22 protein-coding genes are annotated in these 26,236 nt (G+C 71.6%); 13 read left to right on the plus strand and 9 right to left on the minus strand.

The window, feature by feature from the left end:
• The first annotated feature begins 131 nt into the window (after nucleotides 1-131).
• On the plus strand, nucleotides 132-758 hold the full coding sequence (locus OG985_RS34685; protein ID WP_371672309.1) for an ArsR/SmtB family transcription factor: 627 nt from the start codon (nucleotides 132-134) through the stop codon (nucleotides 756-758).
• A 16-nt stretch (nucleotides 759-774) separates the two neighbouring features.
• Nucleotides 775-1,512 carry an SRPBCC domain-containing protein gene (locus OG985_RS34690; protein WP_371672310.1) on the plus strand — a complete coding sequence of 246 codons (738 nt, stop codon included), beginning with the start codon at nucleotides 775-777 and terminating at the stop codon, nucleotides 1,510-1,512.
• A 9-nt stretch (nucleotides 1,513-1,521) separates the two neighbouring features.
• Here the strand turns inward: OG985_RS34690 and OG985_RS34695 are convergent, their stop codons facing one another.
• On the minus strand, nucleotides 1,522-3,348 hold the full coding sequence (locus tag OG985_RS34695) for an endonuclease/exonuclease/phosphatase family protein (RefSeq protein ID WP_371672311.1): 1,827 nt from the start codon (nucleotides 3,346-3,348) through the stop codon (nucleotides 1,522-1,524).
• Nucleotides 3,349-3,637: 289 nt separating this feature from the next.
• On the opposite strand from OG985_RS34695, the gene OG985_RS34700 reads away from it, so the two are divergent.
• The 5 genes from OG985_RS34700 to OG985_RS34720 all read left to right on the plus strand — a co-directional run bounded on the left by OG985_RS34700 (nucleotide 3,638) and on the right by OG985_RS34720 (nucleotide 10,702).
• Complete coding sequence (locus tag OG985_RS34700) at nucleotides 3,638-5,065, plus strand: hypothetical protein (RefSeq protein WP_371672312.1); 1,428 nt, start codon at nucleotides 3,638-3,640, stop codon at nucleotides 5,063-5,065.
• Between the two features lie 469 nt (nucleotides 5,066-5,534).
• Nucleotides 5,535-6,980 carry an alkaline phosphatase PhoX gene (locus OG985_RS34705; RefSeq protein ID WP_371672313.1) on the plus strand — a complete coding sequence of 482 codons (1,446 nt, stop codon included), beginning with the start codon at nucleotides 5,535-5,537 and terminating at the stop codon, nucleotides 6,978-6,980.
• 347 nt (nucleotides 6,981-7,327) lie between these two features.
• Entirely contained in the window at nucleotides 7,328-8,911 is a 1,584-nt protein-coding gene (locus OG985_RS34710) for a TROVE domain-containing protein (RefSeq protein ID WP_371672314.1), read from the plus strand.
• Between the two features lie 94 nt (nucleotides 8,912-9,005).
• The gene (locus OG985_RS34715; RefSeq protein ID WP_371672315.1) at nucleotides 9,006-9,668 is read left to right on the plus strand and encodes a GntR family transcriptional regulator; all 663 of its coding nucleotides are present in this window, start codon (nucleotides 9,006-9,008) and stop codon (nucleotides 9,666-9,668) included.
• A 14-nt stretch (nucleotides 9,669-9,682) separates the two neighbouring features.
• Nucleotides 9,683-10,702, plus strand: coding sequence for a 1-aminocyclopropane-1-carboxylate deaminase (locus OG985_RS34720; RefSeq protein WP_371672316.1), 1,020 nt, complete (start codon nucleotides 9,683-9,685; stop codon nucleotides 10,700-10,702).
• 100 nt (nucleotides 10,703-10,802) lie between these two features.
• Here the strand turns inward: OG985_RS34720 and OG985_RS34725 are convergent, their stop codons facing one another.
• From OG985_RS34725 to OG985_RS34755, 7 genes are all read right to left on the minus strand, one after another.
• Nucleotides 10,803-12,017, minus strand: a complete 1,215-nt coding sequence (locus OG985_RS34725) for a TerD family protein (RefSeq protein WP_371674586.1) — start codon at nucleotides 12,015-12,017, stop codon at nucleotides 10,803-10,805.
• A gap of 204 nt (nucleotides 12,018-12,221) precedes the next feature.
• A complete protein-coding gene (locus OG985_RS34730; RefSeq protein ID WP_371672317.1) occupies nucleotides 12,222-13,211 on the minus strand; it encodes a zinc-dependent alcohol dehydrogenase family protein in 990 nt (329 codons plus the stop codon).
• A complete protein-coding gene (locus tag OG985_RS34735; RefSeq protein ID WP_371672318.1) occupies nucleotides 13,208-14,077 on the minus strand; it encodes a carbohydrate ABC transporter permease in 870 nt (289 codons plus the stop codon). The genes OG985_RS34730 and OG985_RS34735 overlap by 4 nt, the downstream gene beginning before the upstream one ends.
• Nucleotides 14,074-15,012: a carbohydrate ABC transporter permease gene (locus OG985_RS34740; RefSeq protein ID WP_371672319.1), complete on the minus strand. Its 939-nt coding sequence runs from the start codon at nucleotides 15,010-15,012 to the stop codon at nucleotides 14,074-14,076. The genes OG985_RS34735 and OG985_RS34740 overlap by 4 nt, the downstream gene beginning before the upstream one ends.
• A complete protein-coding gene (locus OG985_RS34745; RefSeq protein ID WP_371672320.1) occupies nucleotides 15,009-16,379 on the minus strand; it encodes a sugar ABC transporter substrate-binding protein in 1,371 nt (456 codons plus the stop codon). Before OG985_RS34745 ends, OG985_RS34740 begins: the two co-directional genes overlap by 4 nt.
• Before the next feature lie 130 nt (nucleotides 16,380-16,509).
• Nucleotides 16,510-17,280, minus strand: coding sequence for a DeoR/GlpR family DNA-binding transcription regulator (locus tag OG985_RS34750; RefSeq protein ID WP_371672321.1), 771 nt, complete (start codon nucleotides 17,278-17,280; stop codon nucleotides 16,510-16,512).
• 279 nt (nucleotides 17,281-17,559) lie between these two features.
• Nucleotides 17,560-18,384 (minus strand): NAD-dependent epimerase/dehydratase family protein, encoded by an 825-nt coding sequence (locus OG985_RS34755; protein WP_371672322.1) that lies wholly within the window; start codon nucleotides 18,382-18,384, stop codon nucleotides 17,560-17,562.
• A gap of 262 nt (nucleotides 18,385-18,646) precedes the next feature.
• On the opposite strand from OG985_RS34755, the gene OG985_RS34760 reads away from it, so the two are divergent.
• Nucleotides 18,647-19,588 (plus strand): 5-dehydro-4-deoxyglucarate dehydratase, encoded by a 942-nt coding sequence (locus tag OG985_RS34760; RefSeq protein WP_371672323.1) that lies wholly within the window; start codon nucleotides 18,647-18,649, stop codon nucleotides 19,586-19,588.
• Nucleotides 19,585-20,751, plus strand: coding sequence for a hypothetical protein (locus tag OG985_RS34765; protein WP_371672324.1), 1,167 nt, complete (start codon nucleotides 19,585-19,587; stop codon nucleotides 20,749-20,751). The genes OG985_RS34760 and OG985_RS34765 overlap by 4 nt, the downstream gene beginning before the upstream one ends.
• Here OG985_RS34765 and OG985_RS34770 read toward each other — a convergent pair.
• Nucleotides 20,688-21,920 (minus strand): MFS transporter, encoded by a 1,233-nt coding sequence (locus OG985_RS34770; protein WP_371672325.1) that lies wholly within the window; start codon nucleotides 21,918-21,920, stop codon nucleotides 20,688-20,690. The genes OG985_RS34765 and OG985_RS34770 overlap by 64 nt on opposite strands.
• A gap of 134 nt (nucleotides 21,921-22,054) precedes the next feature.
• Between OG985_RS34770 and OG985_RS34775 the strand changes: the two genes are divergently transcribed.
• The 4 genes from OG985_RS34775 (at nucleotide 22,055) to araD (ending at nucleotide 26,194) form a co-directional block, all read left to right on the plus strand.
• Nucleotides 22,055-22,642, plus strand: a complete 588-nt coding sequence (locus OG985_RS34775; protein ID WP_371672326.1) for a TIGR03086 family metal-binding protein — start codon at nucleotides 22,055-22,057, stop codon at nucleotides 22,640-22,642.
• A 251-nt stretch (nucleotides 22,643-22,893) separates the two neighbouring features.
• A complete protein-coding gene (locus OG985_RS34780) occupies nucleotides 22,894-23,550 on the plus strand; it encodes a GntR family transcriptional regulator (protein ID WP_371672327.1) in 657 nt (218 codons plus the stop codon).
• A complete protein-coding gene (locus tag OG985_RS34785; protein WP_371672328.1) occupies nucleotides 23,547-24,458 on the plus strand; it encodes a dihydrodipicolinate synthase family protein in 912 nt (303 codons plus the stop codon). The genes OG985_RS34780 and OG985_RS34785 overlap by 4 nt, the downstream gene beginning before the upstream one ends.
• On the plus strand, nucleotides 24,455-26,194 hold the full coding sequence (gene araD, locus OG985_RS34790; protein ID WP_371672329.1) for an L-arabinonate dehydratase: 1,740 nt from the start codon (nucleotides 24,455-24,457) through the stop codon (nucleotides 26,192-26,194). Before OG985_RS34785 ends, araD begins: the two co-directional genes overlap by 4 nt.
• The last annotated feature ends 42 nt before the right edge of the window (nucleotides 26,195-26,236 follow it).

Genomic DNA, 26,236 nt, shown 5'->3' on the forward strand with positions numbered 1-26,236 from the left:
ATCGCGAACCGGTGATACCGGAGGCGGTCCACGCCCACTCGCGTGTTGTCGGGACACGGCTCCTGGGCGCGGCACCCACCGAAAGCTGAAACCGTCTGGACAAAAAAATTGTTCGGTGGGACGGTGGACTCATGCAGGACGTCACCGTGATCGAGGACCCCGAGGCCGCCGCCGTCTCCCTGGACCCCATACGGGCCCGGCTGCTCGCCGAACTGGCAGCGGGACCGGCCTCGGCGGCCATGCTGGCCGGCAAGGTCGGGCTGCCCCGGCAGAAGGTGAACTACCACCTCAAGACGCTGGAACGGCACGGACTGGTCGAGCTGGCCGGTGAGCGCCGCAAGGGCAACGTCACCGAGCGGCTGATGCGGGCGACCGCCGCGTCGTACGTCATCTCGCCGCTCGCGCTCGCCGCCGTACAGCCGGACCCGGACCGGTTCCGCGACCAGCTGTCCGCACGCTGGCTGCTCGCGCTCGGCGCCCGGCTCGTACGGGACGTCGGCTCGCTGATCACCGGCGCCGAGAAGGCACGGAAGCGGCTGGCCACCTACGCGCTGGACGGCGAGGTGCGCTTCGCCTCGGCCGCCGACCGGGCCGCGTTCATCCAGGAACTGACCGCGGGTGTCACCGCGCTCATCCGCACATACGACACTCCGGACGCTGAAGGCGGCCGGGACCACCGGATCGTCGTCGCCGTCCATCCCACCCTCAAGCCCGGGGCCACGGCCGAGGGCCGGCCCGCCCCCGCACTGGACCAGTAGGACTCAGGAGCTCACCATGCCCAAGGAATTCGAGATCGCCCGCGAGTTCGAGGTCGACGCCACGCCCGAGCAGGTGTGGGAGGCCTTCACCGCCGGCACCGGCGGCTGGCTGTGGCCGATGGAGGCACCGGAGCCGCGCGAGGGCGGCCGGGGCCCGTTCGGGTCCAAGGTCACCGTCTGGGACCCGCCGCACCGTTACACCAACCGCGTCGAGGACGTCGAGGGCATCTCCGAGCAGACCCTCAACCAGCTCGACTACACCATCGAGCCGCGCGAGGGGGGCCGTGCCTGGGTGCGGTACGTGCACAGCGGCATCTTCGTCGACGACTGGGACAACCAGTACGACGGCGCCGCCAAGCACACCGACTTCTACCTGCACACCCTGCGCGAGTACCTGACCCACTTCGACGGCCTCCCGGTCGCCTTCACGACCTTCGACGGGCCCGACGGCGCCAGGTCCTCGGACGCCCTGACCACCGTCGGGCGCGCGCTCGGGCTCACCGACGACACCGCCGCGGGGGAGCGGGTCCAGGCGCACGGCCCCGCGGGCCGGACCCTGGCCGCCGTCGTCGACTACCGCGACCCGTACTTCATCGGACTGCGCACCGACGACACCCTCGTCCGCTTCTTCGGCCGCAACCACTGGGGTCACACGGTCGGCGTCAGCGTCCACGACTTCGCCCCGGACGCCGACGCCAAGGCGGACGAAGCCGCCTGGCAGGACTGGCTGAAGGGTGTTTTCAGCCAGTCCTGAGCGCCGCCGCTACGGCTCGAACCGCAGCACCTGCGGGTCGTGGTCGCTGATCTGGTCGTTGAACTCCGAGTTGATGTGCACGCTGTCGTACTCGAGGCCGCAGTCCCGCCGGATCGACGGGCTGACCAGGATCTGGTCCAGGACCTGCTGGTTGCCCTGGTAGTCGTAGGTGTAACGCTCGCTCCTGGGCAGCGACTTGATCGCCGACCAGAGCTCGCCGTCACCCTCCAGGATCCTGGCGGTGTCGGAGAACTCGAAGTCGTTGATGTCGCCGAGCGCGATGACGTCCGCGTTCTTCTGGGTGTCCAGGATCTGCTTGACGAAGGTGTTCACCGCGGTCGCCTGGAGATGACGCTGGGTCTCCGAGCTGCGCGCCACGGGCTGGTACTGCGAGGTCAGCCCCTGGTCCCCGCCCTTGGAGTTGAGGTGGTTGGCGATCACGAAGACCGTACGGCCGCGGAAGACGAACTCGCCGGCCAGCGGCTTGCGGCTCGCCTTCCACGCCGTGTTCGCCGGGTCGATCCGGCCCGGGGAGACGGTCAGCTGCGCCTTGCCGCGCACCTTCGTGACGCCGACCGCGGTCGTGGAGTCGCCGCCCGCCCGGTCGGTGAAGGAGACCCGCTCCGGGTTGAACAGGAACACCTGACGGATGTTGCCGCCGGGCTCACCGCCGTCCGCGCCGTCGACCGGGTCTATGGACCGCCACTCGTAGGCCGGGCCGCCGGCCGCGACGATCGCGTCGATCAGCTTGCGCACCGTCTGGTCGGCGGCGACCGTACCGTCGTTCGTCGCGCCGTTGTTGTCCTGGATCTCCTCCAGGGACACGATGTCGGGCGACTTCAGGTTGTTCACGATCGCGGAGGCGTGCTCCTCGAACGTGGCGTCGGACGGGTCGAGGTTCTCGACGTTGTAGGTCGCGACCGCGAGCTCGCCGCGCCTCTGCTTCTGTGTGGTCTCGCGCTCCAGCCCGGCGCTCCGGAGAGCCCCGATCTCGTTGGCGACGAGGGTGTAGCCGCCGAACTGGTTGTAGTCCAGCGGGCCCGCGGTCGTACCGGTGAGGGTGTCGCCGACGTTCGCCTTGGGGAAGTCGGCGGTCGCGCCCAGGGACTGGATCTGCAGCCGGCCGGTGTTCTGGGAGTCGTAGGACCCGTAGACCGTGCCGCCGCGCCGGCTCGCGTTCTCGCGCGGCTTCACCGTCACCCACAGCTCGGTGTACGGGTCGGTGGCGGTGACCACCCGGACATCGGCGACCCGGACGTTCATGCCCTCCAGCGACTCGTAGTAGTCGAGGGCGTACTTCGCCGGGTTCAGGGTCAGACCGTTGACCGAGTTGCCCGCGGCCGGGTCGCCGGCCGGCGTGTAGGCCGCCGGGACCGACCGGGCGTCGACGACCTTCGCGGCCGGGACGGCGTTGCCGCTGGAGAGGACCGTCACGGTCGGCTTGGTGATCTCCGTCACCGACTGGTTCCCGCCGGCCGCACCGCCGGGCACGAACTCCGAGACCGTGCCCGTCACGGTGACCGAGTCGCCGACCGCGACCTTCGGCACGGAACTGGTGAAGACGAAGACACCTTCGCTGGTGGCCGGGTTGTCGTCCGGGGTCTGGTCCTCGATCCAGAAACCCCGGGACGAACCGTAGGCGCGCACGCCGGTGACGATGCCCGCCACGTCCGTGACCTGCCGGCCGGCGTACGGGGACGTCCGGGTGCTGCCCTGGATGTCATGGATGCGCACGGAGTCCGCGTGCGCGGGCGAGGTGAGGGCGACGGTGGACGCCGCGGAACATACGGCGGCGACGGTGAGCGCGGCGAGGCGCGCGGAAGACTTGCTCGGCAACGGGATCCCTCCGGGGACATACGTGAACGCCGGGACGAGGGCGGAACGCGAACGGGGAGCCGACGCGACCGGTGGGGCGGAGGCGACGCGCGTAGAAATTACGGTGAACAGCTGTCCGCTGGTTTTCTACGCGCGTCAATCTCCTGCCTGGCCAGTCGAGTTGTCAAGGTTTCGGCCACGTACGAGACCTGACCGAGAGATGAACCGGGCGGCATGGGTGGAAATCCGTCTAGGCTGAGCGGCTGAGCCGTATGGGCTTCCCTTCCAAGGCGCCTAGGAGAAACACCCGATGTCAGACAGCTCCCCCCTGCCGCCGGTGAGGCTGCACCCCGATGCGGAGCTGGCGCGGGACGCCCTGTCCACGCCACTGCTCTCCCGGGCCGTCCGGCTCGCCCGCTGGGCCGGTCCTGACACCCGGGTCGACGCCGGCGGTGGGCTCGTGGACGAGCAGTTGCCGGCGGCCGCCGAAACCCTCGGGCTGAGCGGGGACGACGCGGCGGCCCTCGCGAGTGAGGCGTGGCGGGTCGCCCTGGACGCCGGGCTCGTCGAGGTCGTCGACGAGGAGGCGGGCACCGTCGTGGCGGGCGAGGACCTGGCCCTGCTGAGCGGCGGTTCGCCGCAGGACGTGCTCGGTGTCTGGCAGGCGGCACTGGAGGCGGTACTGGCCGACGCGAGCGTGCCCGACCTCGACGACCTGGTCGACGCGGTGGACGCGGGCGGCGAGGTCGACTTCTCCGCACTGGACTGGGACCCCGAGGCGGAGGCCGAGTTCCTGGACGGCGTGCTCGGCAACCTGTACCTGCTCACGGTCGGCGAGGACGGCCCGGGCGAGGTGCCCGTGCCGCTGCCGGCGCTGGCCGCCTCCATGATCGTGCCCGGCGACACGGGTGAGCCCACCAACGACATGCTGGAGCAGGTGTCCGACGCGATGATGCGGCTGGACGACCAGTTCCGGCTGCTGGCGCCGGTCGGCCTCGTCGAGTACCAGCCGGTCGACGAGGCGCTGATGGCCGAAGCGGAGGAGGAGCCCGCCGCCCCGGTCGACGAGACGGACGTCACCCGCTACGGCATGGTGCGGCTGACACCGCTCGGTCTGTACGGGCTGCGGGCGCGGCTGCTGGAGGCCGGGTTCGGGGCGCCCGCCGTCGGAGATCTCGCGGACAAGGGGGCCGACGCGCTGCTCGACGGGACCTCCCTGTTCCCGCCGGCCGCCGCCCAGGCCGAGACCGAACAGTGGCTGGCGCGTCGCGAACAGCTGGCCGCGGCACGCGAGTTGCTGGCCGCGGCACGCGGGGCGGACGCCGGTGCGCCGCTGCGGCGGCTGCGCTGCCAGCAGGCGCTGTCGCTGGTCGGCGCCGAGGCCGAGCCGGCCCTGCGGGAGGTCCTCGACGACGCCGAACTCGGCGGGCTCGCCAGGGTCTGGCTGAGCGAGCGGGGCGCGTCCGACGTGCCGGCGCCGTCTCAGGAGATGGTGTTCTGGCTGACCGTCGACACGCTTGCCGCGCAGCTCGCCGCCGAGGGCAACTCGGACGAACTGCGGGCACTGGTGGAAGGACTTGCGATGCAGCACAGCGGGTTCTTCGCGGCCGCGTGGCGGGTGGAGCACCCCGCGACGGCGGATGTGCTGGAGGCGATGGGGCGGCTGCACCCGGACAAGCGGATCGCCAAGGAGGCGCGGAAGGCGGCGTTCAAGGCGCGGTCGCAGCAAGGGGGTTGACCGCTCGGTCGCCGTTGACCGGCCCTGGCCACCGTTGACCTGGGCGGTCGGCCTGGGCGGGGGAGGCGCGGGACGGGGCGGCTGAGGTCTGTGGGTCGGCTGCGGGTGCGTCGTGGCTGGTCGCGCAGTTCCCCGCGCCCCTATTTGGGGTGCCGGAGGTTGCGTGGTTCCCGGTGCCGCTGTGGGGGTGGGTGGTCGGTCGGCTGTGGGTGGGTTGTGGCTGGTGGCGCAGTTCCCCGCGCCCCTTTTGGGGTGCCGGCGGTTGTGTGGTTCCCCGCGTTCCTCTTGGGGCTTGTTCCCTCGCTCGGTGGCTTTCTTTTGGTGTCGTTGGGTGGGGGATTGCGCGTTCATGGAAGAGGGGCCGGTGAAGTCGCCCGGTGTTCAACTTCCGTTCAGGCCCGGGCGGGACGGTGGCGCCGATACCGAGCTCCGCCACCCTCCACGGCAGACCCACCGCACAGGAGACACCATGTCGCTCACCCGCAGGGACTTCGCCAGACAATCCGCGATCACCGGTGCCGGGGTCGCGCTGGCGGGCAGTGTCGGCGCGCTCGCCACCGCACCGAACGCCCTCGCGTCCACCGACACCGAGCACCTGGGTGAGGAGTCGGCGGCCGCCCACCGCGGCATCGGTTACGGACCGCTGGTCCCCGACCCGAAGGGCATCCTCGCCCTGCCCGCCGGCTTCCGGTACCGCGTCATCACCTACAGCGGCAGGACCAAGCTGGAGTCCGGCGAGATCACCCCGTCCAACCACGACGGCACCGCCACCTTCGACGGCCCGCGCGGCGCGACGCTCCTCGTCAACAACCACGAGCTCAAGGGCCCCCGCTCCGGCTGGGCCTACCCGGTGCCGCTGACCGAGGGTCTGGTCTACGACCCGGCGGCGGCCGGTGGCTGCACGGTCGTCGAGGTAGGCCACGACCACGTCGCCGAGTGGGTCGGCATCGCCGGCACCTCCACCAACTGCGCGGGCGGCACCACCCCTTGGGGCACCTGGCTCAGCGGCGAGGAGACCGAGGACAAGGCCGGCCAGAACGGCATGACCAAGGACCACGGCTACATCTTCGAGGTGGACCCCGAGGACCGCCGCGCCAACCGCAACCCCAAGCCGGTCAAGGCGTTCGGCCGGTACGCCCACGAGGCGGTCGTCATCGACCCCAAGCGCGGCCACGCGTACCTCACCGAGGACGCCTCCGGCCCCAACGGCCTGCTCTTCCGCTGGACCCCGCCGGAGGGCTTCCGCCACGGCCGCGGCAGGCTGCGCACCCTCGCCGACGACGCCGGTTTCCTGCAGGCCTTCAAGTGCTTCGACTCCGGCGGCAAGTTCGTCGACGACCTCTCCCGCGCCACGAAGATCGGCACGGTGTACGGCGTGGACTGGGTCGACGTCCCGGACCGCGACGCCAGGACGGTGTCGGTCCGCAAGCAGTTCACCGACGGCCAGGTCACACGGGCCCGCAAGCTGGAGGGCATGTGGTGGGGCGACGGCGGCACCTACATCGTCTCCTCCTACGCCCGTGACGAGAGCCCCGTCCAGCACGACGGCGCCGTCTGGTTCTACGACCCCAAGCGGCGCACCCTCACCCTGAAGGTGCTGCTCGGCGTGAACCCCGACCCGTCCGTCGACGGCGCCTTCGACGGCCCCGACAACATCACCGTCTCCCCCTACGGCGGCCTCGTCATCGCCGAGGACGGCGAGGGCGTCCAGCACCTGTTCGGCGCCACCGACAGCGGCCGCACGTATCCCATCGCCCGCAACGAACTCAACATCGGCACCGAAGCGGCTCCGGAATACAGCGAGTTCACCGGCGTCACCTTCTCGCCCGACGGCCGGACCCTTTTCGCCAACATCCAGACGCCCGGCATCATGCTCGCCATCACCGGCCCCTGGAAGCGGCAGAAGCGTGGATAGTTAATTCGCTCGCCCCTTCCGAGTTGCGCCTCCTACAGTGAGATCAGAACGGCACGCACCTCCCGGTGCGACAGCAGCGGCTACTTCTCTTCCAAAGAATCCACGCCGCCGCCGACTTGATCTCGGGAGGCGCAGCTCATGGTGGGTGCCCGGTGCGCAGGCAACGGTTACTTCAGGGATCGGAAGGTCGCGGGTTCGAGTCCCGTCACCGGCCCAGGGCCGGTGTAGCTCAAGGGGAAGAGCGTCCGATGATAAGTCCGTCGCCGACTCCTGATCTCGGGCACCCTCCTCATTGATTCGCTGCGTCTCCTTCCGGAACACCCACAGGAATTCGGGGGGAATTCACCATGGCGCGATTCAACAAGAAGGCCGCCAAGGCGCAGCCCACCTCGCGCGTCACGTCGACGGGCCGGGTGCTGCGTACGTACGAGGGCGGCCGCGGCCGTGAGCGCGACGCGCGCTCCGAACTCTTCCTGCTGTCGGTCGCCAACCTCGTCTCGCAGCAGACCTTCTACGAGACCGGTGCCGGCCGGGACGACCGGTTCTCCACGCTGGTGCGCGAACTCGCCGTCAGCGACCCGTTCTGGACGGCGGGCCTGCTGGGCTGGCTGCGGGGCGAGGGCAACCTCCGTACCGCGTCGATCGTGGGTGCCGTCGAGTACGTGAAGGCGCGTCTGGACGCGAGCGCCACCGAGGGTCCGTCGAACCGGCAGGTCGTGGCCTCCGTGCTGCGGCGGCCCGACGAGCCCGGCGAACTGCTCGCATACTGGACGGCGACGTACGGCCGCAACGTCCCCAAGCCGGTCAAGCGCGGCGTGGCCGACGCCGTACGACGCCTCTACAACGGCCCGTCCCTGCTGAAGTACGACACGGCGTCCAGGGGCTACCGCTTCGGCGACATCCTCAACCTGGTGCACGCCGCCCCGGACCCCGCGAAGCCGTGGCAGGGCGAGCTGTTCCGGTACGCCCTCGACCGTCGGCACAACCCCGACACCGCCGTACCGCCCGAGTCGGACCAGATCCTGACCGCGCACCGGGCGCTGATGGCGCTTCCGGCCGGGGAGCGACGGGCGGTCGTCACGTCGGGGGACGGCGCCGAGCGGCTCGCGGCGGCGGGGATGACCTGGGAGGCGCTGGCGGGCTGGCTGCAGGGGCCGATGGACAAGTCGGCCTGGGAGGCGGTGATCCCGTCCATGGGGGCGATGGCGCTGGTCCGCAACCTGCGGAACTTCGACCAGGCCGGCGTGTCCGACGAGGTGGCCGCACAGGTCGCCGCACGCATCGGCGACCCGGCGGAGGTGGCGCGCTCGCGGCAGTTCCCCTTCCGCTACCTCGCCGCGTACCGGCACGCGCCCTCGCTGCGCTGGGCGTACCCGCTGGAGCGGGCGCTCGGCCACTCGCTGGCGAACGTGCCCGCGCTGCCCGGCCGGACGCTGGTGCTGGTCGACCGTTCCGGCTCGATGTTCTACTCGCGCCTCTCCGACCGCTCGGAGCTCAACCGGGCCGACGCGGCGGCGATCTTCGGCACGGCGCTCGCGCTGCGGGCGGTGGACGCGGATCTCGTGGAGTTCGGGACGTCGAGCAAGCGCGTGAAGTTCCGCGCCGGTGAGTCGGTGCTGAAGATCCTGGAGCGCTTCGGCGACCTGGGCGGCACCGACACGGTCGCAGCGGTGCGCCGCCATTACCGCCGCCACGACCGGGTGCTGATCGTCACCGACGAGCAGTACGCGTACAGCGCTCACGGCGACCCGACCGAGCAGGTTCCGGCGGATGTGCCGGTCTACACCTGGAACCTGGCCGGGTACCGGGCGGGGCACGGCCCGTCCGGCAAGGGGAACCGGCACGCCTTCGGCGGCCTCTCGGACGCGGCCTTCCGGATGGTGCCGCTGCTCGAGGGCGCCCGGGACGCGGACTGGCCGTGGGCCGCCTGACGGCCGGGTGACCAGGTGAGGTGAGCCGGGCCCGCACTCCTGTGCGGGCCCGGCTCTTGCCTGCCCCGCAGATTGACATCTAACATTTCAATCCATGAACGCCCTACGGCCCGTGCGCCGCACCCTGCTCCGGGACCGTGCCTACGAAGCGATCCGGGACGCCATCGTGGCCGGGGAGATCGAGCCGGGCGCGGTGGTACGCGACGCCGAGCTGGCGGAGCGGCTCGGGCTGTCCCGGGCGCCGGTGCGCGAGGCCTTCAGCCGGCTGGTCGACGAGGGGCTGATGGAGAGCAAGCCGCAGAGCTACACGCGGGTGACGCCGGTCGTGGCCGGCGATGTCCGGGATGCCGCCGCCGTGGTGGGCGCCATGCACGAACTGGTCACGCGGATCGGGGTGCCCCGGCTGTTCGCGGCGGACGTCGAGGCGATGCGGGCGGCCAACGAGCGGTTCGCCACGGCCGTCGGCGCAGGTGACGTGGACGCCGCCCTGCGCGCCGACGACGAGCTGCACGATGTCCTGGTCCGCGCCGCCGGCAACCGGGCGGCCGCGGCCACGATCATCCGCTACACCCCGCTGATCCGGCGTCTGGAGCGACGCCGTTTCGGCGAGGGCACCGCCTGCCGCTCGACCGGACTGCACGAGCGGCTGATCGGGGCCTGCGCGAACGGCGACACGGACGGCGCGGTCGGTGTCACCGCGGAGATCTGGCGGGGGCTGGCCGACATGGACGCGACCGCCGACGAAGAGGCCCACTGACCCCGGAGGCTTTCATGTCCCTCTCCTCGTACGAGCGTTACCCGCTCCTCTTCGGCCCCTCACCGGTGCACCCGCTGGAGCGGCTCTCCGCGCACCTCGGCGGCGCCGCCCTCTGGGCCAAACGGGAGGACTGCAACTCCGGTATCGCGTACGGCGGGAACAAGACGCGCAAGCTGGAGTACCTGGTCGCCGACGCGCTGGCCAAGGGCTGCGACACGCTCGTCTCGATCGGCGGGGTGCAGTCCAACCACACCCGGCAGGTGGCCGCGGTCGCCGCCCGCGCCGGGCTCAAGTGCGTGCTGGTGCAGGAGAGCTGGGTGGAGTGGCCCGACTCCGTGTACGACAAGGTCGGCAACATCCTGATCAGCAGGCTCGCCGGAGCCGACGTACGACTGGTGCGCGCCGGGTTCGGGATCGGGTTCAAGGAGAGCTGGGAGCAGGCGCTCCGGGAGGTCGAGGAGACGGGCGGCAAGCCCTACGCCATCCCCGCCGGCGCCTCCGACCATCCGCTCGGCGGCCTCGGCTTCGCCGGATGGGCGTACGAGGTCGCCGAACAGGAGTGGGCGGCGGGAGTCTTCTTCGACACCGTGGTCGTGTGCTCGGTGACCGGGTCGACGCAGGCCGGCATGGTCGCCGGTTTCCGCGCGCTGGAGGAGGCGGGCGGGCGGCCGCGGCGGGTGATCGGCGTCGACGCGTCGGCGAAGCCCGCCCGCACCCGGGAACAGATCGCGCGGATCGCGCACGACACCGGGCAGCTCATCGGCGTACGGAAGGAGTTGACGGAGGCGGACGTCGAACTGGACGAGCGGTACCACGCGGGGACGTACGGCGTTCCGGACGAGGCCACCCTGGCGGCGATGCGGCTCGCGGCCCGCACCGAGGGGATGGTCACGGACCCCGTGTACGAGGGGAAGTCGATGGCGGGGATGGTCGACCTGGTGTCCCGGGGCGAGATCGACCGGGACTCGACCGTCCTCTACGCCCACCTGGGCGGACAGCCGGCGCTGAACGCCTACAGCGCGCTGTTCTCGTAGCCGCCGGCCGGACGGGTCGGCGGCCCAGGGCGCGGAAGCCGCACGCACCGGGCGCCCCCTGCCTGCGGTGGGGGGCGCCCCGGAGATCGTGCCGTGCGGACTACAGGGCCTGGGCGCCCGGCTTGACCATGTTGCGGACCGTGCGGGCCTTGACGAAGTCGCCCATGGCGGTCATCTCCCACTCGCCGGAGAACTGCTTGATCAGCTTGGCCATCAGCACGCCCGTCTGCGCCTCGGCGCCGGTGAGGTCGAAGCGGACCAGCTCCTCGCCGGTCGCCGCGTCCAGCAGACGGCAGTAGGCCTTGGCGACCTCGGTGAACTTCTGGCCGGAGAAGGAGTTGACCGTGAAGACCAGCCCGGTGACCTCCTGCGGGAGCCGGCCGAGGTCGACGACGATCACCTCGTCGTCACCGCCGCCCTCTCCGGTGAGGTTGTCGCCGGAGTGCTTGATCGCGCCGTTCACGATGGACAGCTTGCCGAAGTAGCAGCTGTCGATGTGGTTGCGCTGCGGACCGTACGCGATGACCGACGCGTCCAGGTCGATGTCCTTGCCGCGGAACGCCGGCTCCCAGCCGAGACCCATCTTGACCTGGGAGAGCAGCGGGCGGCCGCCCTTGACGAGGGAGACGGTCTGGTTCTTCTGGAGGCTGACCCGGCCCTTGTCGAGGTTGATCTTCCCGGCGCCGGGAGCGGGCTGCGGGGCCGGCGGGGCCGGAGGTGCGGCGGGGACCGGGGGCGCGGCGACGCGCGGGTCCGCGGGCGGGGGCGGCGGGGCCTGGACGGTGGGCTGCGGCGGGGCGGCCGGGGCCGCGGCGGGCGCCGGTTCCTCCACGGTGACGCCGAAGTCGGTGGCGATGCCGGCGAGCCCGTTGGCATACCCCTGGCCCACGGCGCGGGCCTTCCAGGCGCCGTTGCGGAGGTAGACCTCCACGATCACCAGTGCCGTCTCGCTGCCGAGCTGCGGCGGGGTGAAGGTGGCCAGGACGCTGTTGTCGTCCGCGTTGCGGATGGTGGCCGTCGGCTCGATGCCCTGGAAGGTCTGGCCCGCGGCGTCCGGGCTGGCGGTGACGACGATCTTCTCGATGCCCGGCGGGACGGCGGCGGTGTCGACGACGATCGCGTCGGGGGCCGTGCCGCCGCCCGAGCGGTAGGTCACACCCGGGCCGGCGGGCTGGTTGTAGAAGATGAAGTCGTCGTCGGAGCGCACCTTGCCGTCGGCGGTGAGCAGCAGGCTCGACACGTCGAGCCGCACGGGGGCGGCGACGTCCACCGTCACGCGGGCGGCGGACAGAGGGATGTTCGAGCCTGGGGTCATAGCTGTCATGCCCGGTGAACGAGCGAGGGCGTTTTACCGTTCCCTTACCGTGGGCCAATTGGCGGCCCCGGGTTTTCCGCCCCGGCCGCTCCCGCCGCCCCCGCCGCCCCGGCCGCTCCCGCCGCCCCGGCCGCTCCCGCCGCCCCGGCCGCTCCCGCCGCCCCGGCCGCCCCCGCCGCCCCCGCGCCCCCCGGAGGGCTGCTCCTACGGCACCACCACGATCTTGCGGCCCACGCCCGCCGCGAACTGCTCCAGCGCCTGCGGGTAACGGTCCAGGGGGATGCGGTCGCTGATGAAGATCTCGGGGTCCAGGACCCCGCCCGCGAACAGCTCCGCCGCGCGCTCGAAGCTGTGCAGCACCGCCATCGAGCCGGTGATGGTGATCTCCTGGTTGTAGATGCGGTACGGGTCGATCGTCACGCGCGTCGCGTAGTCGGCGACGCCGAACTGCAGGAACGTACCCGCCTTCGCCACCCGCTCCAGCCCGTCCTGGATGGCCGCCGCGTTGCCCGTCGCGTCCACCACCACGTCCCACCCCCGCGGCCGCTCCAGCTCGTCCGCGTTCGCGGCCGTGTCGGAGGCGCCCAGTCGCTGCGCCGTCTCCAGCCGTGCCGGGTTCACGTCCACGACGTCCACGCTCGCCGCCCCCGTGCGCTTGGCGAGCTCCAGCATCATCAGCCCCATCGTCCCGGAGCCGTAGACCAGGACGTGGGCGCCCAGCCGGGACCGCAGGACGTCGTAGCCGCGTACCGCGCACGACAGCGGTTCCACCAGCGCCGCGTCCTGGGTGCGCACGTGCTCCGGCAGCTTCACGCAGTTCGCCACCGGCGCCAGCGCGTACTGCGCGGCGCCCCCGGCCGTCGTGACGCCGATCGCCGCCCACCGCTCGCAGAGGTTGTTGTGACCCGTACGGCAGTACCGGCACTCGTGGCAGTACAGCGACGGATCCACCGCCACCCGGTCGCCGACCGCGACCTCCGTGACCTGGGCGCCCACGCCGACCACCGCGCCGGCGAACTCGTGCCCGGGCACGATCGGCAGCTTCGGCGCGAACTCGCCCTGGAGGATGTGCAGATCCGTCCCGCACAGTCCGCACGCGGCGACCTCGACGACGACGTCGCGGGGACCCGGCGTCGGGTCGGGGACCTCGGTGACGACGGCACGGCCCACGGACTCGATGACGGCGGCCTTCATTTCACGGCTCCCAAGGACAGGCCCTGGACCAGTTTGTCCTGGGCGGCGAACCCCGCGGCGAGCACCGGCAGGGAGATGACGAGCGACGCGGCGCACACCTTCGCCAGGAACAGGCCCTGGCTGGTGATGAAGCCGGTCAGGAAGACGGGGGCGGTCTCGGCGACCACTCCGGTGAGGACCCGGGCGAACAGCAGCTCGTTCCAGCTGAAGATGAAGCAGATCAGGGCCGTCGCCGCGATGCCGGGCAGGGCGATGGGGGCCACCACGCGCGCGAGGATGGTCGGCAGCCGTGCCCCGTCCACCCGCGCCGCCTCGATGATCGCCACCGGCACCTCGGCCAGGAACGACTGCATCATCCACACCGCGATCGGCAGGTTCATGGAGGTGTAGAGGATGACCAGCAGCCAGATGTTGTCGAGCATCCCCGCGTTCTTCGCGAAGAGGTAGATCGGCAGCAGGCCCGCCACCACGGGCAGCATCTTCGTCGACAGGAAGAAGAACAGGACGTCCGTCCACTTCTTCACCGGACGGATCGACAGCGCGTAGGCCGCCGGGAGGGCGAGGAGCAGGACGAACAGCGTCGACGCCACCGACGCCACCGCCGAGTTGACCAGCGCCGGCCAGGGGCTCGCGCCGCCGCCCGTGCCGAAGAACTCGCGGTAACCGTCGAGGGTCAGGGCGGCCCCGAACGACGGCGGATTGGTCGCCGCGTCCTGCTCGGAGTGGAAGGACGTCAGGACCATCCACGCGACCGGCAGGAAGAAGACGAGTCCGGCCAGCCAGGCGACCAGGCCGAGGCCCGCCCCCCTGCGGCGCTGCCGGTCGTTTCGGTCGCCTCCACGGACACGTACGGCGATGCTGCTCATGCGCGGGACACCTCCTCGCGGAACAGGGACGACACCACGCGCAGGGCGAAGGTCGCGATGATGATCGAGCCGATGACCACCAGGACGCCCGCGGCCGAGGCGAGGCCGTTCTCGTGGGCCTGGTAGAAGCTCTGGTAGACGGTGTAGGGGAGGTTGGCGGTGCCCAGGCCGCCGGACGTGATCGTGAAGACCGCGTCGAAGTTCTGGACGATGTAGATGGAGCCGAGGAGCGCGCCCAGTTCCAGGTAGCGCCGCAGGTGCGGAAGCGTCAGGTGGCGGAAGACCTGCCAGTCGTTCGCGCCGTCCACCCGCGCGGCCTCGAGCTGCTCGTGGTCCCTGCTCTGCAGGCCGGCCAGCAGGATCAGCATCATGAACGGTGTCCACTGCCACACGAGCGATGCCTCGACCGCCAGCAGCGGGGTGCTGGAGATCCAGTCCGGCTGTGGGCCGCCCACATAGTGCAACAACCCGTTGAGCAGGCCGTATTCGGGGTTGTACAGCACATGCTTCCAGAGCAGGGCCGCTGCCACCGGGACCACCAGGAAGGGGGCGATCAGCAGGGTGCGGACCAGGCCCCGGCCGCGGAACCTGCGGTCCAGGAGCAGTGCCAGGGCCAGGCCCAGGAGCAGGCTGACCAGGACGACCGCCGCCGTCAGCAGCACCGTCGTCCAGACCGAGTGGCGCAGGTCCGCGTCGGTCAGCACCTGTCGGTAGTTGTCGACGCCGGTGAAGCGGCGGGCCTGGGGATAGAGGGCGTTCCAGTCGAAGAACGAGATGACCAGCGTCGCCACGAACGGGAGCTGGGTCACGACGATCATGAAGACCAGGGCGGGCAGGAGCGGGGCGCGGGTGGCCCAGGCGCGCAGCCGGGCGGGGGGCCGGCGCAGGGTGCGGGCGGGTGTGGTGGCCAACGGAGCCGTTGTCGTCGCGGTCATCGTCCCTCGTACTCCTTCGCGATCCGCTCGGCGAGCTGCTGGGACTTCTTCAGGGCCGACTCGACGGACTGGCGTCCGGCGATGGCCGCGCTGATCTCCTGCGAGACCCTGGTGCCGAGATCGGTGAACTCGGGAATGCCGACGAACTGGATGCCGGGCGCGGGGCGCGGCTGCACCCCCGGGTCGTTGGGCCGAGCGCCCTCGATGGCCTCCTTGGTCATCTCCTGGAAGGCGCCGGCCTCCGCGCGGTAGGCGGCGTTCGTGTACGTCGACGCGCGCTTGCCGGCCGGCACGTTCGACCAGCCGATCTGGTCACCGACCAGCTGCTCGTACTGCTTGCCGGACGCCCAGGAGACGAACTTCCAGGCCTTGTCGGGATTGCGGGACGCCTTCTGGATGCCCCACGCCCAGGTGTAGAGCCAGCCCGAGGAGTCCGTCTTCTCGACGGGTGCGGGGGCGTAGCCGAGCTTGCCCTTGACCGGGGACTTGTCCGCCTCCAGTGAACCGGCGGCGGATGTGGCGTCGTACCACATGGCGACCTTGCCCTGGGTGAGGTTGTTGAGGCACTCGGCGAAGCCGGACTGGGGGGCGCCGGACTCGCCGTGGTCGCGGACGAGGTCGACGTAGAACGTGACCGCCTTCTTCCACTCGGGGGAGTCGAGCCGTGCCTTCCAGTCCTTGTCGAACCAGGTGCCGCCGAAGGTGTTCACGACCGTGGTGAGCGGTGCCATGACCTCGCCCCAGCCCGGCAGTCCGCGCAGACAGATGCCCTTCATGCCCGGCTCGGCCCCGTCGACCTTCGCGGCGAGGTCGGCGACCTGGGTCCAGGTGGGGTGTGCGGGCATCGTCAGGCCCTTCGCGGCGAACACGTCCTTGCGGTACATCAGGAAGGACGACTCGCCGTAGAAGGGCTGGCCGTAGAGCTTGCCGTCGTCGCCAGTCAGCGACTGGCGCATCGGCTTGAGGACGTCCTGTTCGTCGTACGACGAGTCGCCCGCCACGTAGGTGGTCATCTCGCGCAGCCAGCTGTTGCGGGCGTAGATCGGTATCTCGTAGTTGGACAGGGTGGCGACGTCGTACTGCCCCGCCTGGTTGGCGAAGTCCTGGCTGATCTTGTCGCGGACGTCGTTCTCGGGCAGGACGGTGAAGTTGACCCTGATGCCGGTCTCTTTGGTGAAGTGGGCGGCGGTGAGCTTCTGCAGCTCGGTCATCTGGGGGTTGTTGACCATCAGGACGTTGATCGAGTCGCCGCCCGATCCGGCCCCGCCGGCCCCGACCCAGCAGCCGGAGAGCAGCGGGGCGAGCAGCGTCCCTGCGGCGGCCATGGCGAGCGTGGCTCGCGGCCTCCGTCGGCTCTGGGTTCGCATGGATCGCTCCTGGACGTAGGGAAATTGCGGAGAATTCGTGAGATAAGGGGCATGGGTGGACGGAGAAGTGCCCCTCGACGTGGGTGAGTCGGTGTGCGGGAGTCGGAGTGGGGGAGTCGGAGTCGCTTGTTCAGACGCGGATGACCTGCGGTCCCAGCAGTGAGTACCGATGGGCCTCGGCCGAGGGCAGCAGCGTGCTCGTGACGATCGTCTCCAGCGTGCCGACCTCGGCGAACCGGCAGAAGCTGACCGCGCCGAACTTGGTGTGCACACCCGCGAACACGGTGCGCCGGGAAGCACGGACCGCCTGCGCCTTGACCTCGCTGACCGCGGGGTCGGGGGTGGTCAGGCCGTGCTCGCGGGAGATGCCGTTGGCGCCGATGTACGCCAGGTCGATGACGAAGCCGGCCAGCATCTTCGTCGTCCAGTGGTCGACGGTCGCCAGGGTGCCGGAGCGGACCCGGCCGCCGAGCAGCAGCACCGAGACGCCGTCCGCCTCGGCGAGCGCGCCCGCGACCGGAAGGGACGCGGTGACCACGGTCAGCGGCCGGTCCCTCGGCAGTGCCTCGGCGATGAGCTGCGGGGTGAAGCCCTCGTCGACGAAGACCGTCTCGGCGTCGCCGAGCAGTTCGGCCGCGGCGGCCGCGATCCGGCGTTTCTCCGGCACGTGGCTGGTGGACCGGAAGGCGAGCGTCGTCTCGAAGCCGGCGCTCTCCACGGGATAGGCGCCGCCGTGGGTGCGGCGGACCAGTCCGTGGTCCTCCAGCGCGCGCAGATCCCGCCGTACGGTCTCCTTGGCCACGCCCAGTTCTGCGGCGAGCGCGGCGACGTCGACCGACCCGGTGTGCCGCGCGGCCCGCACGATCTCGCGCTGGCGCTCTTCCGCCGTCCTGGTGTTCATGGCCGCCACCCGCTTCCGTGCCTGTCCTGTTCCGCGCCTGCCTGCCCGTTCGGGCCCGGTGCGGCCCATGGGGGAAGTTCTACAGCGGGTGGGAGGCACTGACCAGGTCTGTTGCAGGCCCGATACTGCCCGGGTGGGTCCGTTTCGGCCGGGCGTGTGCCCGTCGCGGACCTGCGAGGCTGCCGGACGGCGGGTGGGAACGGGCAGGACGGATGCCCGAACACGGCGGCGGGCGGGCCCGTTCGGTGCCCGCCCGCCGTGTGCGTGTGCTTCCGCGAGTCAGTACGGCCAGATCGGCGGGTCGCTCACGAAGTGGCCGCCCAGGTGGGCGTGGGCCACGTTGTCCGGGTCGAGCTCACCCTGCTCGGCGATGAGTTTCGCGGCGTACGGCTCGGAGTCGTCCTGCGGCTCGTAGCCGAGCGCCCGCGCGGTGGTCAGGTCCCACCACAGCCGTGTGTTGGCGGAGGAGCCGTAGACGACGGTGTGGCCGACGTTCTCGGCGGTGAGGGCCGCGTGGAACAGACGGGCGCCGTCGGGAGGGCTCATCCACAGCGACAGCATGCGCACGCTGGTCGGTTCGGGGAAGCAGGAGCCGATGCGCACGGAGACGGTCTCCAGGCCGTGCTTGTCCCAGTAGAACTGCGCCAGGTCCTCGCCGAAGGACTTGGACAGGCCGTAGAAGGTGTCGGGCCGGCGCGGGGTGTCGATCGGGATCAGCGCGTCCGGGTCGAGCGGTGTCTCGCCCTGCGGGCGGGGGGTGAATCCCACCGCGTGGTTGGAGGACGCGAAGACGATGCGTCCGATCCCTTCCTCGCGGGCCGCCTCGTACAGGTTGTAGGTCCCCTCGATGTTCGCCTTGAGGATCTTCTCGAAGGAGGCTTCCAGGGAGATGCCCGCGAGGTGGATGATCGCGTCGACGCCCCGGACGGCCTCGCGTACGGCGTCCTTGTCGGCGAGGTCCGCGGTGATCGCGTCCGGTTCGCCGTGGATCGGGCGCAGGTCGAGCAGGCGCAGTTCGTAACCGAAGGCCGGGAGCAGGTTCTGCATCAGGGAGCCGAGCCCCCCGGCGGCGCCGGTGAGCAGAACGGTGCGGGGAGCGGGCATCCTCGGTTCTCCTTGGTTCGACGGCCGCATGCTCAGCTCATTCATGCGTGGACGGTATTCACATGCGTGGACAAGCTAAGGATCTCGTGTCCCGCCCGTCAAGTGGGCCGCAGACCTGCGAAATCTACTCTTCGGTTGCCCTTTTGGGCGCTTGACCCGCCCATATGGGGCTCCTTAGGGTGGGTGCGTTCATAAATGTAGACGTTGATCAGAAGAACGCACGCGTCTGTTCGCACGCACACGCCTGTCCCAGGGAGAGCCCGTGACGCCAGCCCCGCTCGCCGCTCGACTCAGCGCCCCCGGCGGGCCGCTGTTCTTCCCCGTCACCGCCTACGGCCCCGACGGCTCCGTCGACCTCGACGTCTACCGTGCGCATGTGCGCCGCGGTGTCGACGCCGGGGCCGCCGCCGTCTTCGCGTGCTGCGGCACCGGGGAGTTCCACGCGCTCGCGCCGGAGGAGTTCGAGGCCTGCGTACGGGCGGCCGTCGAGGAGACCGCGGGGCGGGTGCCGGTCGTCGCGGGCGCCGGTTACGGCACCGCGCTCGCCGTGCGGTTCGCGCGGCTCGCCGAGGCGGCCGGTGCGGACGGGCTGCTCGCCATGCCGCCGTACCTGGTCGTCGCCGGTCAGGAGGGGCTGCTGCGGCACTACCGGGAGGTGGCCGCGGCGACCGCCCTGCCCGTCGTCGTCTACCAGCGCGACAACGCCGTCTTCACCCCGCCGACCGTCGTCGAGCTCGCGCGCACCGAGGGGATCATCGGGTTCAAGGACGGCCTCGGCGACCTCGACCTCATGCAGCGGATCATCAGCGCCGTACGCACCGAAGTCCCCGGCGAATTCCTCTACTTCAACGGGCTGCCCACCGCCGAACAGACCCAGCTCGCCTACCGGGCCCTCGGCATCACCCTCTACTCCTCCGCCGTGTTCTGCTTCGCCCCGGAGATCGCCCTCGCGTTCTACACGGCGCTCGGCTCCGGCGACGACGGCACCGCGCACCGGCTCCTGGACGGCTTCTACCGGCCCTTCGTCGAACTCCGCGCCCAGGGCCGGGGTTACGCCGTCGCCCTCGTCAAGGCCGGGGTACGGCTGCGCGGACTCGACGTGGGGGAGGTGCGGCCCCCGCTGCACGAACCGAGCGAGGATCATGTCAAGCAACTCGCGCAGGTGATCGAACGCGGGTACGCCCTGATCGAGGAGGACAAGTGAAGGCGTCGGCGTTCGTCTACCCCTGGGACGTCAACGGGGACCCGGCGGCGCCGGGGCGCATCGCGGCCCTGGGCGTGGAACAGGTGACGCTCGCCGCCGCCTACCACTCCACGCGCGCGCTCACCCCCCGCCACCCGCGCCACCGCATCGTCACCGCCGAGCACGCCGCCGTGCTCTACCCGGCCGGCGACCGCTGGGAGGGCCGTGCCCTGCGCCCCTACCCGGCGGGCGACTGGGCTCCGGGGGACGCGTTCGGGGAGGCCGCCGACGCGCTCGCGGACGCCGGCCTGGAGGTGCACACCTGGGTCGTCCTCGCGCACAACTCCCGCCTGGGCGCCGAGCGTCCGGACACCTCGGTCGTCAACGCCTACGGCGACCGCTACCCCTGGGCCCCCTGCATCGCCCAGCCCGCCACGCGTGCGTACCTGGTCGACCTGGCGGCCGAGGCGGCGGTGCGGCCCGGGGCGCGCGGCACCGAACTGGAGTCCCTCGGCTGGTACGGGCTCCAGCACCTGCACGCCCACGACAAGACCGGCGGGGTCGGCCTCGGGGACGCCGGGCAGTACCTGATGGCGCTGTGCTTCTGCCCGGCCTGCCGGGAGGGGTACGGCCGGCAGGGCGGCCTGGACGCCGACGCGCTGGCGGCCGCCGTACGGGCCGCGCTGACGCCGGTCTGGCAGGGCGTGCCCTCCGACGGCGGATGGGCCGGCGTCGAGAAGCTCCTCGGTGAGACCATCGCCAACGCCACGCGCGCGTGGCGCGAGGAAACCGCCCGCACGCTTCAGGAGACGGCCGTCGCCGCGGTCCGGTCGGCCGCCGCCGAAGGCTTCCAGGTGCTGTTGCACGCCGACCCCGTGTCGTACCACGTCGGGGCCAATCCGGGCGTCGACCCCGCGCACATCCTGTCCGTCGCGGACGGCGTGGTCGTGCCGTGCGCGGGTGGCCCCGGTCCGCTCACCCCCTTCGCGGAGCGACGGGCGGAGGGCGCCGTCCTCGCCGCCAACTTCACCGTGGTCTCGGGCATGGGCGGCAGTCCGTACACCCTCGCCGCGGACGCCGCCCTCGCACGCGAACGCGGGGCGACCGAACTACGGCTGTATCACGCCGGGTTGGCGTCGGACGGTGACCTGTCGGTGGTCCGGGAGGCACTCGCCGGGCGCTGAGCCAGGAGGGCGGTCGTCGAGAGGAGCGCCAGGCCCAGCAGGACCGACAGCAGCCGGTGGTCGACCAGTTCGACCAGGGCGGCCCCGGCCGCCAGACCGAGCACGTTCGGCGCGAACAGCAGCGTGTGGGCGGTGGCGGCCGCACGGCCCAGCAGCGGCCCCGGCGTCTCCCGCTGTACGGCCGTCAGCGCGGCGATCAGTACGCACGGCAGGCCGAGGCCGATCGCCGCGCTGCCCGCCAGCACCACCGGGTCGGACGACACCGCCCGCGCCCCCGCCGCGACCGCCGTCAGGGCGATCCCGCACGCGGCGAACCGGCGCTCGCCCAGGCGGCGCAGGGCGGGACCGGAGAGCAGCCCGACCGTCACGGAACCGGCGCCCTGGACGGCGTACAGGACACCGGCGTACGCGGCACTGTGCCCGAGGCCGTCGACCACGGCGTAGGTCAGCGTGCCGTTGACGCCGGCGCACAGCATCGTCGTACCGCCCGCCAGGAGCAGCGGACGCAGCCCGGGGCGGGCCCGCAGGTGCCGCAGGCCCTCGGCCGTCCGCGTCCGCAGGCCGTCCCCGGGCGGCGCCGGCCTGCTCTCGCGGACACGGAGAGCGGTGTACAGGCCCGTGGCGACGACGAAGGTGGCCGCGTCCAGCAGGGCGACGCACGCGCCTCCGTACGCCGCGTAGAGGCCCGCACCCGCCAGTGGTGCCACGAGTTTCACGCCCTCGGCGGCCGTCGTCCGCAGCCCGTTGTAGTCGCCCAGCAGCGCCGGGTCGACGGCGGTGGCGACAAGGGCCGACTCGGCCGCGTCGTGGACGACACCCGCCGCGCCGTACGTGAACAGGAAGGCGTACAGCAGCCACAGGCGGTCGGGGGAGCCGACGGCGAGGAGGGTGGGCAGCAGTGCCGCCAGGAGCAGGTTCAGGCCGATCAGCAGCGGCTTGCGGCGGACCCGGTCGGCGAGCGTGCCCAGCACCGGGCCGGCCAGGGTGGGCGCCCACATGGCGAGCAGGCACAGCGAGGCCAGCCCGTCCGATCCGGTGAGCTCCCTGACCCACACGCCCGACACCAGCCACAGCGCGGACGTGCCGAAACCGGACACCACCACACCCGCCAGATACAGCCCCGCATTGCGGTCGCGCAGCACGCGCGCCCCGGTCCATCGTGTCGTCATGCCTGGTCATCGTGGGTCTAAGGACCGCGTGACGGCATCGGGCAGGTGCCGTAGAAAGCACGCCCGCACCGACCGATGAGTTTCGCGGCTCCGGCCGGTCCACCCCACGGAAACGAAAAGGTGAGGAGCAGCGGATGACCGACAACACCTTCGACCTCGGACCGCAGGCGCGGATCGTGGCCCGGCTCGCGGACGGCGTGGACGAGGAGCGGCTCGCGGACCGGACGCCGTGCCCGGACTACGCGGTACGCAACCTGCTGGGACACCTGGCGGGCCTGTCCGTCGCCTTCCGCGACGCCGCCCGCAAGGACCTGGGTGTCACCACCGGTACGCCGCCGGGGGCCAGCGTGCCGGACATCGCCTCCGGCTGGCGCGAGGAACTGTCCAAGGCGCTCGACGAACTCGCCGACGCGTGGCGCGACCCGGCCGCCTGGACCGGCATGACCCGGGCCGGCGGAGTGGACCTGCCCGGCGCGGTCGCCGCTGCCGTCGTCGCCGACGAGCTGGTGGTCCACGGCTGGGACCTGGCCCGGGCCACCGGCCAGGCCTACGACCCCGACCCGGCCGCACTGCGGGCGGCGTACGGCTTCCTCCACGCGGCGGCCGAGGACCCGACCCGCGGTGGTGGCATCTTCGGGCCCGTGGTGCCCGTCCGGGCCGACGCCCCGCTGCTGGACCGGGCGCTCGGACTGAGCGGACGCAATCCCGGCTGGACGCCGTAGGGGTGACGGGAAGGCGGGGAGCGTACGGCACACGTACGCTCCCCGCCTCTTTCGTGTCGCGGCGGCCCACCCATCCGGGATGACCGCGAATCGCCCGGATCGAGGCGTCCCACTGGTCGGCAACCTCAACTTCCTTTGTCGGAAGCATTGACGAAACACGGGCCCCCTCCTACCTTCAAGCCGTCGTACTTCGTACGTCATATATGAGACGCGATACGTGAGATCCGATACGCGAGATCCGAGAGGCGCGCATGACCTCTGTGCCCACGCCGATCCCCTCCCGCACGCAGTTCGTGCTGGAAGGGATCAAACACCGCATCCTCACCGGACAGCTGACCCCTGGTCAGGCCCTGGTCGAGACCGAGCTCGCCGCGCAGTTCGGGGTGTCCAAGACCCCGGTGCGGGAGGCGCTCAAGACCCTGGCCGGCACCGGGCTCGTCGTGATGAACCAGTACAAGGGCGTCACGGTGCGCATGGTGGACGCGGACATGGCGCGCGAGGTCTACGACGTGCGGCTGCTCCTGGAGCCCCAGGCGCTGAAGCGCGCCGTCCGGCGCGGAGCCTCCCTCGACGCGGCGCGCTCCGCGCTGACCCGGGCCGACGACGCCACCGACACCGCCGAACGTTCCCTCGCCAACCGGGAGTTCCACCGCGCCCTGTACCTGCCGTGCGGCAACCCGCTGCTCGGCCGGATGCTCGACGAGGTCCGTGACCAGGCGGCCCTCGTGTCCGCCGTCGCCTGGGCCGCCTCACCCTCCTGGGAGCGGGAGGCCGGCGAGCACCGCGAGATCCTGCGGCTCGCCCTGGCCGGCGACGCGGACGGCGCGGCGAACGCCCTTCACGCGCACATCGCGTCGTTCGTGCAGCGGGCCTTCCCCGGGGCCGGCGAAGAGGAAGGGCAGGAATGAGCAGCGTGACCTTCGAGACCCAGCGGACGGCGCTGGCCGACGTGGTGGCGATCCCGGTGACCCCGTTCGCCGAGGACGGCTCCGTCGACCAGGTCGCCCACCGGGCCCTGCTGCGTCGTCTGCTCGACGGCGGGGTCAGGACCCTGACCCCCAACGGCAACACCGGCGAGTTCTACGCCCTCACCCCCCAGGAGCGGCAGCTCGTCACCGAGCTGACGATCGAGGAGACCGGCGGGCGGGCCGTGATCCTCGTCGGGGTCGGTCACGACGTGCCCACCGCCGTCGCCTCCGCACGGCACGCCCGTGACCACGGCGCCGCCATGGTCATGGTCCACCAGCCGGTCCACCCTTACGTCTCCCAGCGCGGCTGGGTCGACTACCACCGGGCCATCGCCGAGGCCGTGCCCGAGCTGGGCGTCGTCCCGTACATCCGCAACGCCCAGCTCACCGGCGCCCGCCTCGCCGAACTCGCCGACACCTGCCCCAACGTCATCGGCGTGAAGTACGCCGTCCCGGACGCGTCCCGGTTCGCCGCCTTCGCCCGGGACGCGGGCCTGGACCGCTTCGTGTGGGTGGCCGGCCTCGCCGAGCCGTACGCCCCCTCGTACTTCTCCGCCGGCGCCACCGGATTCACCTCGGGGCTGGTGAACGTCGCCCCGGCCGTCTCCCTGAACATGATCGAGGCGCTGCGGGCCGGTGACTACCCGGGCGCCATGAAGGTCTGGGAGCAGATCCGCCGCTTCGAGGAACTGCGCGCCGCCAACGGCTCCGCGAACAACGTCACCGTCGTCAAGGAGGCCCTCGCCTCCCTGGGGCTGTGCCGCCGCGACGTCCGCCCGCCGAGCAGGCAGCTGCCCGAGGACGAGCGCGCCGAGGTCGCCGCCATCGCCTCCGGGTGGTCCATATGAACCGGCCCGCCGGCACCAAGCGCCCGGAGGAGCTCAGGAGCCACCAGTGGTACGGCACCGAGGGACTGCGGTCCTTCAGCCACCGGGCCCGCACCCGCCAGCTCGGCTACCTGCCCGAGGAGCACCTCGGCAAGCCCGTCATCGCGATCCTCAACACCTGGTCCGACATCAACCCCTGCCACGTCCATCTGCGCGACCGCGCCCAGGCCGTGAAGCGGGGCGTCTGGCAGGCCGGGGGTTTCCCGCTGGAGTTCCCGGTCTCCACACTCAGCGAGACCTTCCAGAAGCCGACCCCCATGCTCTACCGCAACATGCTCGCGATGGAGACCGAGGAACTGCTGCGGTCCTATCCGGTCGACGGGGCCGTCCTGATGGGCGGCTGCGACAAGTCGACCCCGGCGCTCCTGATGGGCGCGGCCAGTGTCGACCTGCCGACCGTCTTCGTGCCCGCCGGGCCCATGCTGCCGGGTCACTGGCGGGGCGAGACCCTCGGCTCGGGCACCGACATGTGGAAGTACTGGGACGACAAGCGGGCCGGTCTCATCGGCGACTGCGAGATGACCGAGCTGGAGAGCGGCCTCGCGCGCTCGCCCGGGCACTGCATGACGATGGGAACGGCGTCCACGCTGACGGCCGCGGCCGAGGCGCTGGGGGTGACGGTCCCCGGGGCGTCGAGCATCCCGGCCGTCGACTCCGGGCACGACCGGATGGCCGCCGCGTCGGGCCTGCGCATCGTCGAACTCGTCCATCAAGGCCGGACGTTGAACGACATCCTCACCCGCGACGCCTTCGAGGACGCGGTGACGACCGTCCTCGGCCTCGGCGGCTCCACCAACGCCGTCATCCACCTCATCGCCATGGCCGGACGGGCCGGCGTCCGGCTCACCCTGGACGACTTCGACCGCGTCGCCCGCACGGTCCCGGTGCTGGCCAACGTGCGCCCCGGCGGCCGGACGCACCTCATGGAGGACTTCCACTTCGCGGGCGGCCTGCCCGGCTTCCTGTCCCGCATCACGGACCTGCTCCACCTGGACCGGCCGACGGTCTCGTACGACACCCTGCGCGAGCAGCTCGCCGGCGCCCAGGTGCACAACGACGACGTCATCCGGCACCGGGACAACCCGGTGGCCGGCGAGGGCGGGGTCGCCGTCCTGCGCGGCAACCTGTGTCCGGACGGCGCGGTCATCAAGCACATCGCGGCCGAACCGCACCTGCTCAAGCACACCGGCCCCGCGGTCGTCTTCGACGACTACCGGACGATGCAGCGCACCATCAACGACCCGGACCTGGGCATCACCGCGGACAGCGTGCTGGTGCTGCGCAACGCCGGCCCCAAGGGCGGCCCGGGCATGCCCGAGTACGGCATGCTGCCGATCCCCGACCACCTGCTCAAGCAGGGGGTGCGGGACATGGTGCGGATCTCCGACGCCCGGATGAGCGGCACGAGTTACGGCACCTGCGTGCTGCACGTGGCGCCCGAGTCGTACGTCGGAGGACCGCTCGCCCTGGTCCGGAGCGGGGACTCGATCACCCTCGACGTCGAGGCGCGAACCCTCCATCTCCACGTGGACGACGCGGAGCTGGAGCGCCGGAGGGCGGAGTGGACACCGCCGCCCGTCCGGTACGAGCGCGGCTACGGCGCGCTCTACAACGAACAGATCACCCAGGCGAACACCGGCTGCGACTTCGAGTTCCTGGCCCGCCCGGGCACGGTGCAGGACCCGTACGCGGGCTGAACCACGGGCCCGTCGAGGCCCATCAGGACCACCAGCACCGCC

The organism is Streptomyces sp. NBC_00289, assembly GCF_041435115.1.
Lineage (GTDB): Bacteria > Actinomycetota > Actinomycetes > Streptomycetales > Streptomycetaceae > Streptomyces.

Coding starts and splice junctions, on each gene's coding strand:
- OG985_RS34685 (WP_371672309.1), top strand. CDS start 132: ATGCAGGACGTCACCGTGATCGAGGACCCCGAGGCCGCCGCCGTCTCC.
- OG985_RS34690 (WP_371672310.1), top strand. CDS start 775: ATGCCCAAGGAATTCGAGATCGCCCGCGAGTTCGAGGTCGACGCCACG.
- OG985_RS34700 (WP_371672312.1), top strand. CDS start 3,638: ATGTCAGACAGCTCCCCCCTGCCGCCGGTGAGGCTGCACCCCGATGCG.
- OG985_RS34705 (WP_371672313.1), top strand. CDS start 5,535: ATGTCGCTCACCCGCAGGGACTTCGCCAGACAATCCGCGATCACCGGT.
- OG985_RS34710 (WP_371672314.1), top strand. CDS start 7,328: ATGGCGCGATTCAACAAGAAGGCCGCCAAGGCGCAGCCCACCTCGCGC.
- OG985_RS34715 (WP_371672315.1), top strand. CDS start 9,006: ATGAACGCCCTACGGCCCGTGCGCCGCACCCTGCTCCGGGACCGTGCC.
- OG985_RS34720 (WP_371672316.1), top strand. CDS start 9,683: ATGTCCCTCTCCTCGTACGAGCGTTACCCGCTCCTCTTCGGCCCCTCA.
- OG985_RS34725 (WP_371674586.1), bottom strand. CDS start 12,017: ATGACCCCAGGCTCGAACATCCCTCTGTCCGCCGCCCGCGTGACGGTG.
- OG985_RS34730 (WP_371672317.1), bottom strand. CDS start 13,211: ATGAAGGCCGCCGTCATCGAGTCCGTGGGCCGTGCCGTCGTCACCGAG.
- OG985_RS34735 (WP_371672318.1), bottom strand. CDS start 14,077: ATGAGCAGCATCGCCGTACGTGTCCGTGGAGGCGACCGAAACGACCGG.
- OG985_RS34740 (WP_371672319.1), bottom strand. CDS start 15,012: ATGACCGCGACGACAACGGCTCCGTTGGCCACCACACCCGCCCGCACC.
- OG985_RS34745 (WP_371672320.1), bottom strand. CDS start 16,379: ATGCGAACCCAGAGCCGACGGAGGCCGCGAGCCACGCTCGCCATGGCC.
- OG985_RS34750 (WP_371672321.1), bottom strand. CDS start 17,280: ATGAACACCAGGACGGCGGAAGAGCGCCAGCGCGAGATCGTGCGGGCC.
- OG985_RS34755 (WP_371672322.1), bottom strand. CDS start 18,384: ATGCCCGCTCCCCGCACCGTTCTGCTCACCGGCGCCGCCGGGGGGCTC.
- OG985_RS34770 (WP_371672325.1), bottom strand. CDS start 21,920: ATGACGACACGATGGACCGGGGCGCGCGTGCTGCGCGACCGCAATGCG.
- OG985_RS34775 (WP_371672326.1), top strand. CDS start 22,055: ATGACCGACAACACCTTCGACCTCGGACCGCAGGCGCGGATCGTGGCC.
- OG985_RS34780 (WP_371672327.1), top strand. CDS start 22,894: ATGACCTCTGTGCCCACGCCGATCCCCTCCCGCACGCAGTTCGTGCTG.
- OG985_RS34785 (WP_371672328.1), top strand. CDS start 23,547: ATGAGCAGCGTGACCTTCGAGACCCAGCGGACGGCGCTGGCCGACGTG.
- araD (WP_371672329.1), top strand. CDS start 24,455: ATGAACCGGCCCGCCGGCACCAAGCGCCCGGAGGAGCTCAGGAGCCAC.